The organism is Bacillus sp. FSL M7-0791 (assembly GCF_038627085.1).
GTDB classification, from domain to species: domain Bacteria; phylum Bacillota; class Bacilli; order Bacillales; family Bacillaceae; genus Bacillus; species Bacillus safensis.
On sequence record NZ_CP152022.1, the window covers coordinates 422,856 to 439,326 of the forward strand.

Here is a 16,471-nt window from a genome sequence, read left to right on the forward strand (position 1 = left end):
ATTGTGGATGTTGGACAAAATCAGCCTGAACAATTGAAAAGGGCGATGACCTCCCGCCATTTATTTATGATTTCACTTGGCGGTGTCATTGGGACAGGCTTTTTCTTAGGAACGGGCTATACGATTGGACAAGCAGGGCCAGTCGGAGCTGTTCTTTCATATATTGTGGGCGGATTGATCATGTATTTAACCATGCTGTGTCTTGGTGAGCTGTCGGTTGCACTTCCTGTGTCGGGGTCGTTTCATACGTATGCGACAAAATTTGTCAGCCCTGCAGCAGGTTTTGCTGTCGGCTGGATTTATTGGCTCGGCTGGGCAGCAACGGTCGCCCTTGAGTTCTTATCAGCAGGGCAGCTGATGAGGCGCTGGCTCCCGCAAGTGGATGTGTGGATTTGGTGTCTCATATTCGGACTCTGTCTTTTCTTATTAAATGCCCGGTCGGCGAAAGCGTTCGGGGAGTCGGAGTTTTTCTTTTCCACCATTAAGATTATTGCAATTTTACTCTTTATTGGCGTAGGCGGAGCGGCGATGTTTGGGTTTATTGAAACAACGAGCGGTGAACCCGCCCCATATTTCAGCCATTTTGTGAGTGACGGGCTGTTTCCAAATGGTCTGCTCGCTGTTGTGGTTACGATGATAACAGTAAATTTTTCGTTTCAAGGAACAGAGCTGATCGGGATTGCGGCAGGTGAAAGTGAAAACCCTGAGAAAACCGTTCCCCGCTCGATTCATCAGACCGTATGGCGTACACTCGTCTTTTTCGTCTTATCGATTTTCGTCTTAGCGGGTATGGTGCCTTGGAAGGAAGCTAGTGTGCTGCAAAGCCCATTTGTTACTGTGTTTGAGAGAACGGGCATTCCTTTTGCGGCAGACATCATGAACTTTGTCATTATCATTGCTTTATTATCTGTTGCGAACTCTGGCTTGTATGCATCAACGAGAATGCTGTATTCCTTATCGAAGGAAGGAATGGCAGGAAAAGCGTTTAGACGCGTCAATCAGCGCGGTATTCCGATGAATGCCTTACTGCTCACGTTCCTGTTTACAGGGATTTCGCTGTTATCCGGGTTTTTTGCAGAGAAAACGGTATTTGCCTGGATCGTGTCCATTGCCGGCATGAGTGCCCAGACAGGCTGGATCACGATTACATTATCACAGCTGCTTTTCCGTAGAAAATACTTGAAAGCAGGCGGAAAGCTGGAAAACTTAAAATTTAAAACGCCTCTTTATCCGGTGCTGCCAATCATTGCGATCACACTGAATACCATCGTATTGGTCAGCCTTGCCTTTGATCAAGAGCAGCGCATCGGGCTATATGTCGGTGTACCGCTCATGATCATTGGGTATATTGTCTATCACCGCTATGTGAAAAAGCATCAGGCGAAAAGTGAACCGCTGAAGCTGCAAATTCATGGAGATGATGAGATCCGGTTTTAAAATCAAAAAACACTAAATGTAAGATATTTAAAAACACCTCTGATATCAATCTGAAGGTGTTTTTTTTTGAAGTGCAACTAACAACAAAAGTTAGTTCATATCCTGTTTAAAATCTTGTTGTTCAAAATGTTGGCGCTTATTCTGATATCCTACGTTATTATGACCCCAAAGCTTCTCGTAATCCCATCCTGTTAGCGCTTTCAAAACACTTCTTGTTTCATCATCAGCCTGTTCCATTGAACCATTATTCTTTAACCTATTAATTTCATTAATCATAATGGAATGGGTTTTCTTAGATAATTTAAATCTAAATGAAATAACTAAACTAATACCGACTAGCCCTACAGTTCCGAAAAACAGAATACCTACAATCCCATTTATTGCTGTCGTAGATTGTGTCGTCGCGCTTGCAACGAATCCACTTTCCTGTAAAATAACTCCTACCAAAAATGTGGCTAAAGCTGTAGTACTTTTGCGTGTAAAAGTCATAATACCTGCAAATATTCCTTCTCTTCTTTTACGAGTGACCATTTCATCTACATCAGGAATGAAAGTGTAAATATTCCATGGTATATAATATAATCCACTCTTTCCGATGCCTAAGATAACAGAGAAAGCATACAGCGCTATAATCATATAAGTTGGTTGTGTGAAGTATAAAAATATATAACCGCTGATACATGTAATAATCGCAATATAAGATATTTTCAAAGATGGCGCAGGACCTATTTTAATCACGAGCCAACCAAACAATATTGTACATACCATTTGAAGTAATGAACCAATAGATAATAAATCGGCTGCCAGCACTGCATCTTTATTTAAAGAAAACACAACAAAGTAGACAAAGACAGCGTTTAAAATATCCATGGCCGTAAACGAACAAATATACATCGTGAGGTGCTGACGGAAACTTCTTATTCTAAAAGTAGATGTTAAGTCAATGATGACTTTTTTTATGGATTCTATAGCAGGTACTTTTTCTACACCATCAGGTTCTATCATGTCTTCTTCTATTTTACGTTCCCATGTTGTTCTATGTGTAATTAATAATGCGGCCATAAAAATAAAGGTGAAGATAATCCCATTGTAAAGAAAAACTTGAGGTGAATCTTTTCCGAATATTTCGAATAATCTACCTGGAATAAAGGTAGCTAAAAATGTTCCTAGTCCTGAATAGATTAATCTGATAGTTGAGAGCTTGGTCCGAGCATTAAAATCATTCGTCATTTCAGCTCCAAGTGTTTCAAATGGAATTAATACCATTGCTGCAAGGAATTCTAACAAAATATAAACCGTTAAATAGTACCAGTAATTCATATCAGAAATCCAAAGAAGAGAATAAATAACCATTAAAGGGCTTCCAACTAGCAAAAAGAACCTGCGTCTTCCAAATTTTTTCCCAAGTTTTGTACGACCAAAATTATCAGTGATATGGCCCATAATTGGGCTTGCTATCGCATCAATAATACGTGCAATTGCAATAATAGATCCTGCTTCAACAGGGGTAAGGCCGCAGTATGTAATGAAAAAATATAACATCCATGCGCCTATTATAGCGAATGCTCCCCCTCCAAATATATCCATTGTTCCATAACCAATATAATTTTTGAGTGTTAGTTTCCTGTTCTCAGTCTGCATTCTTATGTCTCCTTTCCAAGCCTACTTATAAATTTAAAAAAACAGATAAAATAAAGATGTATGACAAGGAAAAAATAAAAATATTAAACACCTGAATACGCCATAAAACCTCCATCCACAGGAATTGTCACGCCGGTAACAAATGCTGACATATGATCATCAACAAGCCATAATAGGGTACCAAGAAGATCTTCTGGCGTACCAAACCTTCTCATTGGTGTATTCGAAATAATCTTATGTGACCTCTCTGTATAATCTCCATCTTCATTTAGGAGAAGGTTTTTATTTTGTGAGGTTAAAAAGAAGCCCGGTGCAATAGCATTTACTCTAATTCCTGCCTCAGCCATATGAACAGCTAACCATTTGGTGAAATTTTCAATTGCTGCTTTTGCCGCGCTATAAGCAGGCACTTTGGTCATTGGAGAAGGGGCACTCATAGATGACATGTTGATGACAACTGCTCCCTTTTGATGAACCATATGTTTAGTGAAAATTTGTGTAGGAATGAAAGTCCCCATAAAATTTAAATCAAATACATTTTGTACACTATCTGTACTTAAATGAAAAAAAGTATTTACCTTAGGATTAGTAAGATCTTCTGTTTGAAATATTTCGTTGGTTGTATTTGCACTGGAGTGGTTACCACCAGCTCCATTTATCAATATTGTACACATGCCTAATTCCTCTGTTACAATCTTCTCGGCTTGTACCACACTATCTTTATTCATCACATCACATTTAATCGCAATCGCTTTCCCACCCATAAGGTTAATTTCTTCGGCTACCTTTTCACCCTTTTCGACTGTTCTATTTAAAATAGCCACAGACACGCCATGTCTAGCAAGTTCCTTTGCCATGGCGCTGCAAAGTACGCCACTTCCTCCTGTTATGACAGCTACTTTACCAGCTAAATTTTTATTTTCTTGTATGTTTACCATGTAGCTTCCTCCTTTGCTTCTTTTCGTACAGACTGTTTATTTTTTAAAGCATCCCAAGCTCCCCACAAATACATAATTCCAAGTGCTCTATCATAAAGACCATATCCAGGCCTGCATTGTTCATCCCAAATGTGTCTTCCATGATCGGGTCTACAATAACCTTTGAATCCGCTTTCATAATAAGCATGTATAATGGCTGAAACGTCTACTGATCCATCTTTTGATCGATGCGATGTTTCAACAAAGTCCCCGTTATCATATACGCGTACATTTCTTATATGAGTAAATGGTATTCTATCAATAAATTCGTGAATCATAGAAACTAAATCATTCTCTAAGTTTGCTCCTAAAGATCCTGTACAGAGCGTTATACAATGATATGGGCTGCTATTTAGTTGTAAAATTTTTCTGATGTTTTTTTGATTAGTTACTATTCGTGGTAGACCAAAGACAGGCCAAGGTGGATCGTCAGGATGAATAGCCATTTTAATATCATGAAGTTCTGCAATTGGAATAATCTGATCTAAAAAATATTTCAAGTTAGCCCACAAATCATCTTCTGTTATATTTCTGTAGGCTTCAAAAAGTTGGTGGAGGTGATTTAACCGCTCTGGTTCCCAACCGGGCATGGTTAAACTGGAGTTTTCACTAATTTTATTTACTAATTCTTTCGGATCAATATCTTTAATTCGACTATGTTCATAAAATAGAGCTGTAGATCCATCAGAAAGTGTTTTATTTAAGTCTGTACGGATCCAATCAAAGACAGGCATAAAGTTATAACATATGACTTTAACACCCACCTTTGCTAGCTTCTGAATTGTTTTCTTATAATTTTCTATGTATCGATCTCTAGTTGGAAGTCCGAGCTTAATGTCTTCATGAACATTCACGCTTTCAACCACTTCAATATGAAGGTTATGTTTATCGGCTAATTTTTTCATTTCTAACATTCTTTCTATTGGCCACTCTTCTCCTACGGGCACATCATGCAGTGCCCAAACAATTCCTTCCACTCCTGGAATCTGCTTTATTTGTTCCAGTGTGATCGTGTCGTTTCCTTCTCCAAACCATCTGAATGTCATCCTCATCTACCATCACCCCTAATTTTATTGAAAATAATTTGGATATTCTTTCTTCAATAATTCTTTATCAACAAGTGCAATTTTCAAATGCTCTTCCATGATTTTTTCAGCTTTATCAGCATCTTGATCTTGTATAGCTTTGAAGATATTTACATGTTGAGAAAGAATATGATCCCAATTATAATCTGTTACTAGCCTTAACATGCGACTCCTATTAAAGTGTACATTCATCTGTTGAATAACTAACCATGTTTTTTCTTTTTTACACCGTTTGAAAATAGTTCTATGAAACTCCTCATCTAATTCAAACATTTTTTTATAGTCTTTTTTCTTAACGCAAATTTTTTGCATACTTAAATTCATATCTAAATCATTAATCAGCTCTTCCGAAAATTCCTGACAGGCTAGTCTAATCACTGCCTTCTCGAGATGTTCTCGCATAAACCGTGCTTCCTCCACAAGGTTCAAATCAATTAAAGAAACAAATGTACCTCGTTGAGGATAGATACTTAATAATCCTTCTTGAGATAATTTTAAAAAGCTTTCTCTTACAGGAGTTCGACTCACATTAAATTGAACGGATATTTCCTTTTCAGAAATATTTGTCCCAGGTGGAAGCTTCAGGCTTAATATTTGATCTTTTAGCATATTGTAAACTTGTTCCCTCGTAGAGAGGTTTTGGTTTTTAAAATCAATATTCATTATTCTAATCTCCTTTCTCTAACATACTACCATACAAGTAGATTAGAATGGTAGACATTCATATAATTTTTCTGAATACTTGTACTGTGAGCATCTCTTGATGATTCCACTATGTAAGCCATGATCAATCATAAAAGTGTGGGATATTAAAAAGAAAATTCAAAAAACTATACAAAATTCAAAAAGATTGAGTTATAATGTTTTTGATCTACCATACTAGTATAACTAGAATATTAACAAAATGAACGGTACTTTGATCTATCAGTTAGGTGAATCATTCAGTTTTTTGAAAGCGCTATCTCATTATTGGAAGTGAAAATTTATCTTCTTGCAGAAGGGAAAGATTGATATGTCTAACATCGCCATTATTGGAACTGGATCTATTGCAACTGCCCATATCGAGGCTTATCTTGCAATGCCTGAAATCAGTAAAATTGTAGCTTTAGCTGATATTTATCCTGAAAAAGCAATGTCTGCAGCAACAAAATATAACCTGGAAGCACGAGTTGTCGCTAACTACCAAGAATTATTGAATGATCCTACGATTGATGCCGTTTCCATTTGTACACCTCCTTATATGCACGCAACCATTGCCATCGATTTTCTTAAAGCAGGCAAACATGTTTTAGTAGAAAAACCTATGGCTTCTTCTCTAAAAGAATGTGACGAAATGATAAAAGCATCTATTGAAAGCCAAAAGCTTTTATCTGTGGTTGCTCAAAACAGGTTTATGACGCCCATTATGAGATTAAAACATGTCCTTGATCAAAACCTAATTGGAAAAATCGCTCATACTCAAGTTGATTCTTTTTGGTGGCGTGGTCATAGTTATTATGATTTATGGTGGCGCGGTACATGGGAAAAAGAAGGTGGAGGTTGTACACTTAATCATGCTGTCCACCATATTGATATGTTGCAATGGATGTTAGGATTGCCGGTTGACATTTTTGCAGCAACTAGTAATACCTTGCATGATAATGCAGAGGTTGAAGACCTTTCTATTGCTGTACTTCGCTATGGAAATGGCAGCTTAGCACAAGTAACCAGTTCTGTTGTTCATCATGGAGAAGAACAACAATTGATTTTTCAAGGTGAAAAAGCTAGAGTATCTGTCCCATGGAAAGTAAATGCTCAAATAGCTAAAGAAAATGGGTTTCCTCAAGAGAAAAATGATGAGGATTTAGAAAATCGTATTCAGGAAGCTTTTCATCAATATCCGGAATTACTATTTGAAGGGCATAAAGGACAAATAAATAATTTTTTAATGGCTATCAAGGGTAACCAGAAGCTTTTAATTGATGGAACAGAAGGAAGAAAAACACTAGAACTTATTACAGCCATCTATAAATCTGCAAACCAAGGTGTTCATGTGAAGCTTCCTCTTTCAGCAGATGATCCTTTTTATACACGTGAAGGAATGCTCGCGAACGTTAAGCATTTTTATGAAAAACAAAGCAGTGTCGAAAATTTTTCAGACGATACGATAACCGTTGGAGGAAATTACGAGAAACTATGAGTCTAACGTTATTAAATTATTAAAAATAAACTGGAAGCTAGCTAGAGGAGGAACAATCATGCAGAAAAGTGATGGAATGAATTATGCTCCTAAGGGAAAAAGTGCCCCTGTTGTTACAGAAGGACAATTCGTCATGGCGGCAATAGGTCTTGATCATGGACACATCTATGCAATGTGCAATGGATTAACTGAGGCTGGGGCTACATTAAAATGGGTTTATGATCATGATCAGAAAAAAGTACAAGAATTTTGTAAAGCTTATCCGGAGGTACAGGCAGCCAAAAGTGAGAAAGAAATCCTCGAAGATCCAGATGTCAGGCTCGTGGCAGGCGCAGCCATTACATCTAAACGCTGTGATTTAGGGCTGCGTGTTTTAGATCATGGTAAGCATTACTTTACGGATAAATCACCTTTTACAACGTTAGAACAATTGGAGCTTGCTCGTAAAAAAACAGCTGAAACGGGACTTAAATGGGCTGTTTATTATAGTGAACGTTTGCACGTGGAGAGTGCCGTATTTGCTGGTCAATTGATTGAACAAGGAGCCATTGGAAAAGTGGTACAAGTTCTTGGAACTGGCCCACATCGTAGTAATGTAGAAAGCAGACCAAGCTGGTTTTTTGAAAAGGAATATTATGGAGGTATTCTATGTGATATTGGCAGTCACCAAATTGAACAATTCCTTTTCTATTCTGGCGCAAAAGATGCAAAAGTTGTACATAGTAAAGTGGGCAATTATAAGCATCATCAATATCCAGAATTAGAAGACTTTGGTGATGCTACTTTGATTGCTGATAATGGGGCTACAAACTACTTTAGAGTAGACTGGCTGACTCCTGATGGCCTTAGCACTTGGGGGGATGGGCGTACATTCATTCTTGGAACAGATGGGTATATTGAAATTCGCAAATACGTAGACATCGCAAGGGATAAAACAGGAGACCATTTATACTTAGTAAATCAACAGACAGAGCAGCATTTTTCTCTAAATGGAGAAGTAGGATTCCCTTACTTTGGTGAACTTATTTTAGATTGTTTAAACGGTACAGAAAATGCTATGACTCAGGAACATACTTTTAAAGCCGCAGAACTTTGCTTAATTGCACAACGAGACGCAATCTACGTAAATACGGAGTTTGAATTAAGTAAGATCTAAAAAAGAGAGGTGTTATTTTTGTTAATAACACCTTATTTCATTTAATTGATTTTCTAAACATAAGTATAGAGGTGACGATATTGTCTACATTCCTAAGCGAAGATATGATGCTTAATCATGAAAGTTCAAAAGTTCTTTATCATGATTACGCGAAAAATATGCCAATCTATGATTTTCATACGCATTTAATGGCTGATGACATTGCTGCTAACAAAAAATATGAAAATATGACTGATATTTGGCTTAATGGAGATCACTATAAATGGAGGGCGATGCGATGGTTAGGCTTAGAAGAAAGATTGATCACGGGGAATGCAAGTGACAAGGAAAAATTCTTAGCTTGGGCGCAAACGGTTCCATATACAATAGGAAACCCTCTTTATCATTGGTCACATTTAGAATTAAGTCGTTATTTCAATATAAATGAGTTGTTCTCAGAAAAAAATGCACATCAAGTTTGGGATATTTGTAATGAGAGATTAAATGAAAGTAACATGTCCACAAATGGAATTTTAGAAAAATTTAATGTAAAAGTTGTGTGTACGACTGATGATCCAATCGATACTTTAGAAATTCATCAAATCATACGTAAAGATGTAGGAATTAAAACTAGGGTCCTACCTACATTTAGACCGGATCATGCTTTAAATATTGAACAATCAAATTTTGTAAACTATATAGAAAAATTAGGTGATTCAATCAACGGCGCTGTTTTAACATATGAAAACTTTATCGCTTCATTACATTCGCGAATTGATTATTTTCACGCGAATGGATGCAGAATTTCTGATCATGGTTTTGAAATATTTCCATTTTCACCAGCTACTGAACAAGAAGTGTCTTCTATATTTGTACGTGCTCTGCAAGGAAAAACACTATCCCTAGAGGATATCAATAAATTTAAAACAAACACTCTTCTTCACCTGAGTAAAAAATATCATTCTCTTCATTGGACCATGCAATTACACATAGGTGCTTTAAGGAATAATAACACACGAATGTTCAAGTTAACGGGGAAAGATAGTGGGTACGACTCTATGTCTGACTTCCACCTAGCAAGACATTTAAATGGTTTTTTGAATGAATTAGACAAAGACAACCTTTTACCTAAAACCATCATCTATAATTTAAATCCCGCTCATAATGCGATTGTGGCCTCTACTATAGGGAATTTTCAGTCTTCTGATGCCAGAGCAAAAATTCAATTTGGATCCGGGTGGTGGTTTAATGATCAAAAAGACGGCATGCTAGATCAAATGAAAACATTATCTAATATAGGTTTGCTTAGCACTTTCGTAGGGATGCTTACAGACTCCAGAAGCTTTTTATCGTTCCCTCGCCATGAATATTTCAGAAGAATCTTATGTGATTTATTTGGGACTTGGATAGAAAATGGTGAGCTTCCAAGGGATTACGAATTTATAGGAAAAATAGTCAAAGATATTTGTTATCACAATGCCGTGAATTATTTTAATATTGAAATAAATGAGACAGTACCAATGAAAACGAATGAATAATGCAGTAAGATAATGATTATAATTAAAGTAAAAAACTGGACATGATGTACTCATGCCCAGTTTTTTATTAATGAACGCCTTTCATCGCTTTCTTAATCACTGGTGTCAGTAATAGCATCACAACGCATAAAACGATGGCAAGGAATCCGATGATACCGAAATAGACGGTTTCCGGCACTTTATCAAACAGTTTGACTACTTGCGCATTGATCGCCTGTGCCATTGCATTTGAAAGGAACCAAAGGCTCATCGTTTGCGCTGAGAAGGCAGCAGGGGCCAGCTTTGTTGTCGCTGACAGTCCAACTGGTGATAAGCAGAGCTCTCCGATCACGACGAGGAAGAAGCTCAGAACGAGCCATAATGGGCTCACAAGTGTGTTCGGACCAGACATGTATGCAGGAATGATCATGATGATGAAGGATAACCCTGCAAACAGAAGACCGAGTGAGAATTTAATCGGGGTAGACGGCTGTTTCTTCCCAAGTCTGACCCATAACCAAGCAAACACTGGAGACAGCAGCACAATAAAGATTGGGTTCAATGATTGGAACCATGAAGACGCTAGTGTCATCCCAAGGAAATTCAAGTTTGTTCGTTGATCTGCATATGTTGCTAAAATGTTTGAGCCCTGCTCTTGAATCGCCCAGAACATCACGGCAGCAAGGAACAATGGAATATAAGCGAGAACCCTGGATTGTTCCACTGCGCTCGTCTTTTTACTGAAATACATGACAATGAAATAAACAATCGGAATGAGTACACCAAGGGCACTGACAAACCAAGTGAATAGATTAATTGTGAGTGCGCCTGTTTGAATGCCAATGACAGCAAAAACCGCAAGCAAAATCACAACCAATGATCCGTAAATTTTGAAGTTCTTACGTTCGGCAGCTGATAATGGATTTGTCACATAAGTGCCGGCAAGACCAAGATTCGGTTTTTTTGTGACCACAAATGTAATAAGTCCAACAAGCATCCCCACGGCAGCGAGTGAGAACCCGAGGTGGAAATTCACTTTTTGACCGAGTGTTCCGACAATTAATGGGGAGATAAAGCCACCCATGTTGATCCCCATGTAGAAAATACTAAATCCAGAGTCCCTGCGCGGGTCTGTTTTTGTATATAGGTCGCCAACAATGTTTGAAACGTTTGGCTTGAGAAGACCTGTCCCGATAATAATCAGTCCCATACTAATAAAGAGCGCTGTTGCTCCGCTTGGCAAAGCCAAAATCACGTGGCCAAGCATAATAAAAACTCCGCCATAAAACACCGTACTGGACGAACCAAATACCCGGTCGGCGAGCCATCCGCCAATCACTCCTGACATATAGACAAGCGCACCGTAGACAGACATGATCGAATTGGCTGTCGTCTGGTCAAAGCCTAGACCGCCTTTTGTCACCTCTGTGTACATATAATAAATAAGCAGTGCACGCATGCCATAATAGGAGAAACGCTCCCAAAATTCAGTGAAAAACAGTGTGTAAAGTCCTTTAGGATGTCCAAAAAACCCTTTTTGAGGAACACTTTTAACAATTTTATCGTGATCAATTGTAGACATGGCATAGATCCTTTCTTAAAAAAAGAGATATGAGAAAAATGATATTCTTGTATAGTTCTTGTGTCAATATAAAACTATTCTAAAACAGGAAAATGTTAGTTCAATAGGCGTAAAGACTCAAAAAATTGAAAAATTCTTTGAAGTGAAAATTATCGGAAAGTTATTCCAAAAGAATTTATTTAAAATTTGAAGGAATGTACAAGCAAACCTTTACCACATGCATAGGATGACAAGAGAACATGTGTGAAAAGGAGTGATTAGGTTGGGGGAATTGAATGAATCTGATCTAAAAAAACCAGTTGTCAATGTACTAGATTTTGGCGTAATTGCTGACGGGAAAACGGATTGCACAGCTAAGCTCAATGAATGTTTAGAGTGGACAAAAGCACAGGGATATTCCCATATCTGGCTGCCGAGCGGCACATATTTAATCGATGCGGTGTACAGAGGTGATCCATTTTTTCCTTTCCGAGGTGCAGGTATACGGGTGCCAAGTCATATATGCATTGAGATGGCGTCAGACGCTGTAATAAAGGTGAAACCAAATGATTCATGGGGGTATGCAGCTTTTTATATAGGAAAGGTTGAGCATGTGACCATTCGAGGCGGGCGTATTGAAGGGGATCGTCATGAGCATGTATACAAGCCGCTCCCCGCTGAACGAAGAACCCATGAATGGGGCTTTGGGATATGTATTGAAGGTGCCTCCCATGTAGAGGTCAATCATGTCCAAATAAAAAATTGTACGGGAGACGGCATCATTGTTAGTCCCCACGGTTTGTTGACAGAGGGTGAACCATACTCGCCTGCTGCATCTATTGATATTTCTGGCTGCACCATCACAGATTCGAGACGCAACAATATTTCGATTACAGGCTGTGATGGGGTTATTGTGGAGGACTGTCTCTTGGAAAGAGCAGGAGTAAATGGGGTCGAGCCAAGAATGGGCATTGATATTGAAGGCTATGGAGAAAATGCTGTTAATATGGAGGAGCCTTTGAATATTCAGATTCGCAACAACATCGTCAGAGGAGGTGCAGCAAGCTCCATCTATAACTTTAACGGCTATGGTGTGATCATTGAAGGCAATCATACAGATAGCAGTATCTCCTATGGCTTCTCCACCGAAACGATCATTGCCAACAATTTGATTCGTGCAGTAGGAGGAGGTGTTACAAAAGCAGGGATTACGAGTTTAGGCGTCTCACTTGGCCAAACGGAAAACAATGTGATGATTATTGGCAATATGATTGAGGGGTTTGAAAAAGGAATTGATGTGAGAGGAGACAGCGTTCACATTACAGGCAATAAGATTAGTCTTTTTGAAGATGCGGCTGTGTCCGTTTATATGGCGAATCGTATTCTAATAGAAGGAAACCATATTGAATCAGGAACGAATACCGGAAAAAGAAGCGCCTCGCTGCGTATCTATCAATCGGATAGTGTCGTTTTTTCAAACAATACGGTCTACTCTGTTATCGATGCGGCCGTGGTGAGAGGAACGAATATTCTCATCCAGCACAATCAATTCAAAGAATTCAGCAGAGGAATCTGGGTGCAGGAAGGGGAAGCAGGAATCAACGGCAACCACTTTATTCAAGAAGGACACCCGGAGCTAGATTCTTCGTATACGATCAGTGTCACTGGAAATGCAAAGGCTTTCATCTGGCAGAATCGCTTTAAGCACTATCAAAACTACGCTGTATACAGCAGCACGACGGGGGCATTGGAAATTAAAGATAATTCCTTTGAAGAAACATCCTTATATGTCGTGATGTATATTAAAAATGGTTCACCACAAATTGGAGATAACCGCTTCTATTTAAATCGATCGATCGGACAGCCGACGGCGATCTTTATTGACCAGACTGCCTCAGCCCGTGTGCTGCGTAATAACATCATCAATAGATCTCCTCAAAAAGCGATTGCCGTCCGCACCGCAAATTCCACTCATTCTGTGATCGCTCACAACATGCTGGAGCGTAGTCAATTGGTGACACATACCACAGACCGGCTCATCGGAAATATTGAGATTGATACACCGTCATGAGCGTTTGAAATCCCTTATTTTGGAGGTTCAGAAGGCGGTTGACAATCCTGTAAAAAGGGCATATAGTAATAATTATTTTTCATTTTTCGCAACATTTGCCCTTTTTTTTATTAATAAAACCGATTAATTCAATCAGAAAAATGTATCTTCTAAGGACTTCGGTTTGATACATTTAGGATATAGAAAGGATGAAGAACAAGTGTCACAGCCGAAAAGGAAGCTCAAGCTAGGCGTATTCATCGCAGGAACTGGACATCACGTTGCCTCTTGGAGACATCCGAATGCAGTACCAGATGCAGCCATGAACCTAAATTATTTTAAACAATTAGCGAAAAAGGCAGAGGAAGGAAAGCTGGATTTGCTCTTTTTAGCCGACAGTTTATCCATTAATCAAACCTCTCATCCGAACGTATTAACGAGATTTGAACCGCTCACGCTGCTTTCATCTATTGCTGAGTCTACCTCAACCATTGGTTTAGCAGCAACAGCTTCCACTACATACAGTGAGCCTTTCCATATTGCAAGGCAGTTTGCTTCCCTTGATCATTTATCAGGAGGAAGAGCGGCATGGAATGTGGTCACATCTTCTATTGAAGAAACAGCGAAAAATTTTAGCGGAGAAGAGCATTTAGCACACCATAAACGATATGAGCGGGCAGAAGAGTTCGTCGAGGTCGTCAAAGGTCTCTGGGATTCTTGGGAGGAAGACGCTCTGGTCCGAAACAAGGAAACAGGAGAATTCTTCGAATCTAGTAAGCTTCATGAGCTCCAGCACAAAGGTGAGTTCTTCTCAGTCAGGGGGCCTCTCAACGTATCACGTACGCCGCAAGGGCAGCCCGTGATCATTCAAGCAGGATCTTCCGAAGATGGCCAAAAGCTTGCAGCAAAAACAGCAGAGCTCATTTTCACAGCACAAAACGATCTCGATAAAGCGAAGGAATTTTATCAAAGCTTGAAGGGGAAAGTAGAGGCTGCTGGCCGTGCTAGAGAGGACGTCAGTATCATGCCGGGTATCTTCCCGATCATTGCTGATACAGAGGAAGAAGCCCAAGCGAAATATGAAGAATTACAGGAGCTGATTGTTCCTGAGATTGGACTGAGCATTCTGCAAAATTACTTAGGCGGAATTGATCTGTCTCAGTATCCTTTAGACGGACCGCTTCCAGAGATTGATCCAAGCACAACAAATGCGGTGAAAAGCCGTTTTGATCTCGTGATGAATATGGCGAGAAAGGATAACCTGACCATTCGCCAGCTCTATCAATCGGTTGCCGGCTCACGCGGTCATAATATTTTCATTGGAACGCCGCAGCAGCTGGCAGATGTGATGGAAACATGGCTTCGTGAAGAAGCAGCAGACGGCTTTAATGTCATGCCGCCGCTCTTGCCAGAAGGGCTGGATGTGTTCGTAGACCGCGTCGTCCCAATCCTTCAGGAACGAGGCTTATTCAAAACCGATTACACAGGACAAACCTTGCGAGAAAATCTCGGATTAACAGAGCCAAAAAATCGCTACACGACATAAGGGTGAGGTGACTAACGTTGGGATACACGTTTCGTCTGGCAACAGAGGCAGATATAGAGGCGCTGCTTGAACTGACAACAAGAGCCTACGAGCCAATTCGTGAGCTCGGCATCCAGTTTCAAGCAGCACATGCTGATTTCGCTCTCGTTCAGAATAATGTACAAAAGAATCTTTGCTATGTGATGGAAGAAAACGGAGAGCTTCTATCCACCTTATCACTCCGTATGCCTTGGGGAGAGCAGCCAGGACCGTTCGGCGTCCCTCATATCTGGTGGTTTGCCTCAGAACCAGCCGCCAAAAAAGGCACAGGCTCAGCCTTGCTGGAATGGGTGGAAACTGAAGTGCTAAGGGATACACTGAAGGTGCCGTACGTGTCGCTCGGTACAGCTGATAAGCATCCATGGCTGATAGAGATGTATGAGCGTAAAGGCTATGTCAGAGCAGGTGAAAAAGATTTAGGCAAAGGTCATATCACGGTTTATTTCAAAAAACAATTAAGATCAGATATCACACAACCATAAGAGGAAGAAGGGTTTACAAACATGAAAAACAAAAAGTGGCTAGTCGTTCTATTTGCAGCAATGCTGGCAGTTTTAGCAGCTTGCGGCGGCAACAATCAGAGTGAAGGCAAAGACGAAAAAGTGTTAAAAGTAGGCGCTACAGGACAAAGCTATCCGTTTGCTTATAAAGACAATGGCAAGCTTGTAGGATTCGATGTTGAAGTAACAGAAGCTATTGCGAAAAAGCTTGGCTACAAACTAGACTGGCAGCTGAGTGAATTCAGCGGACTGATGGGACAGCTAACGTCTGGTAAGCTCGATACAGTGTCAAACCAAGTCGCCATCACAGACGAGCGTAAACAAACATTTAACTTTACAGATACGTACGCTTACGCAGGAACACAAATCATCGTGAAAAAAGACAACAACGACATCAAAGGTCTTGACGATTTAAAAGGAAAAACAGTGGCGGCGGTTCTTGGCTCTAACCATGCTAAAAACTTAGAGAGCAAAGACCCTGACAAGAAAATTAAGATTAAAACATATGAAACGCAAGACGGCGTATTAAATGAAGTGGCAAATGGCCGCGTAGATGCATATGTCAACGGACGCAGTGTATTACTTGCTCAAATTGAAAAAACAGGTCTGCCGCTGAAAATCGTAGGCAACCCAATTGTATATGAAGAAGTAGGCTACCCATTTGCGAAAGATAAAAAGCATGACAAACTAAGAGAAGAATTTAACAAAGCCATCAAAGAATTGAGAGAAGACGGGACACTTAAGAAATTGTCTGAGAAATATTTCAAAGACGATGTGACAGTGCCAATTAAAAAATAACGACAG

13 protein-coding genes are annotated in these 16,471 nt (G+C 39.5%); 8 read left to right on the forward strand and 5 right to left on the reverse strand.

Translation table 11 applies throughout. The features are described 5' to 3' along the window. Window positions 1–45 precede the first annotated feature (45 nt). Window positions 46–1,437 (forward strand): amino acid permease, encoded by a 1,392-nt coding sequence (locus MHI08_RS02030; RefSeq protein ID WP_044332722.1) that lies wholly within the window; start codon window positions 46–48, stop codon window positions 1,435–1,437. Between the two features lie 90 nt (window positions 1,438–1,527). Here the strand turns inward: MHI08_RS02030 and MHI08_RS02035 are convergent, their stop codons facing one another. The 4 genes from MHI08_RS02035 to MHI08_RS02050 form a co-directional block, all read right to left on the reverse strand. Further along, a complete protein-coding gene (locus MHI08_RS02035) occupies window positions 1,528–3,078 on the reverse strand; it encodes an MFS transporter (protein ID WP_041106576.1) in 1,551 nt (516 codons plus the stop codon). Window positions 3,079–3,161: 83 nt separating this feature from the next. Further along, entirely contained in the window at window positions 3,162–4,016 is an 855-nt protein-coding gene (locus MHI08_RS02040; protein WP_041106574.1) for an SDR family oxidoreductase, read from the reverse strand. Further along, window positions 4,010–5,107 (reverse strand): mannonate dehydratase, encoded by a 1,098-nt coding sequence (uxuA, locus tag MHI08_RS02045; RefSeq protein WP_041106572.1) that lies wholly within the window; start codon window positions 5,105–5,107, stop codon window positions 4,010–4,012. Before uxuA ends, MHI08_RS02040 begins: the two co-directional genes overlap by 7 nt. 18 nt (window positions 5,108–5,125) lie before the next feature. After that, the gene (locus tag MHI08_RS02050) at window positions 5,126–5,803 is read right to left on the reverse strand and encodes a GntR family transcriptional regulator (RefSeq protein ID WP_087975282.1); all 678 of its coding nucleotides are present in this window, start codon (window positions 5,801–5,803) and stop codon (window positions 5,126–5,128) included. 349 nt (window positions 5,804–6,152) lie between these two features. On the opposite strand from MHI08_RS02050, the gene MHI08_RS02055 reads away from it, so the two are divergent. The 3 genes from MHI08_RS02055 (at window position 6,153) to uxaC (ending at window position 9,992) form a co-directional block, all read left to right on the forward strand. Next, a complete protein-coding gene (locus tag MHI08_RS02055) occupies window positions 6,153–7,319 on the forward strand; it encodes a Gfo/Idh/MocA family oxidoreductase (protein WP_073203781.1) in 1,167 nt (388 codons plus the stop codon). 58 nt (window positions 7,320–7,377) lie between these two features. Then, the gene (locus tag MHI08_RS02060) at window positions 7,378–8,475 is read left to right on the forward strand and encodes a Gfo/Idh/MocA family oxidoreductase (RefSeq protein ID WP_024425518.1); all 1,098 of its coding nucleotides are present in this window, start codon (window positions 7,378–7,380) and stop codon (window positions 8,473–8,475) included. An 80-nt stretch (window positions 8,476–8,555) separates the two neighbouring features. Continuing rightward, complete coding sequence (gene uxaC / locus MHI08_RS02065; RefSeq protein WP_339240800.1) at window positions 8,556–9,992, forward strand: glucuronate isomerase; 1,437 nt, start codon at window positions 8,556–8,558, stop codon at window positions 9,990–9,992. A gap of 67 nt (window positions 9,993–10,059) precedes the next feature. Here the strand turns inward: uxaC and MHI08_RS02070 are convergent, their stop codons facing one another. Continuing rightward, window positions 10,060–11,553 (reverse strand): peptide MFS transporter, encoded by a 1,494-nt coding sequence (locus MHI08_RS02070; protein WP_056765124.1) that lies wholly within the window; start codon window positions 11,551–11,553, stop codon window positions 10,060–10,062. A gap of 262 nt (window positions 11,554–11,815) precedes the next feature. Between MHI08_RS02070 and MHI08_RS02075 the strand changes: the two genes are divergently transcribed. From MHI08_RS02075 to MHI08_RS02090, 4 genes are all read left to right on the forward strand, one after another. Next, entirely contained in the window at window positions 11,816–13,603 is a 1,788-nt protein-coding gene (locus MHI08_RS02075; RefSeq protein WP_342499943.1) for a right-handed parallel beta-helix repeat-containing protein, read from the forward strand. Window positions 13,604–13,802: 199 nt separating this feature from the next. After that, window positions 13,803–15,128, forward strand: a complete 1,326-nt coding sequence (locus tag MHI08_RS02080; protein WP_041106559.1) for an LLM class flavin-dependent oxidoreductase — start codon at window positions 13,803–13,805, stop codon at window positions 15,126–15,128. A 17-nt stretch (window positions 15,129–15,145) separates the two neighbouring features. Beyond that, the gene (locus MHI08_RS02085) at window positions 15,146–15,649 is read left to right on the forward strand and encodes a GNAT family N-acetyltransferase (protein ID WP_024425523.1); all 504 of its coding nucleotides are present in this window, start codon (window positions 15,146–15,148) and stop codon (window positions 15,647–15,649) included. A gap of 21 nt (window positions 15,650–15,670) precedes the next feature. Then, window positions 15,671–16,465, forward strand: a complete 795-nt coding sequence (locus MHI08_RS02090; RefSeq protein WP_024427304.1) for an amino acid ABC transporter substrate-binding protein — start codon at window positions 15,671–15,673, stop codon at window positions 16,463–16,465. Window positions 16,466–16,471 lie beyond the last annotated feature (6 nt).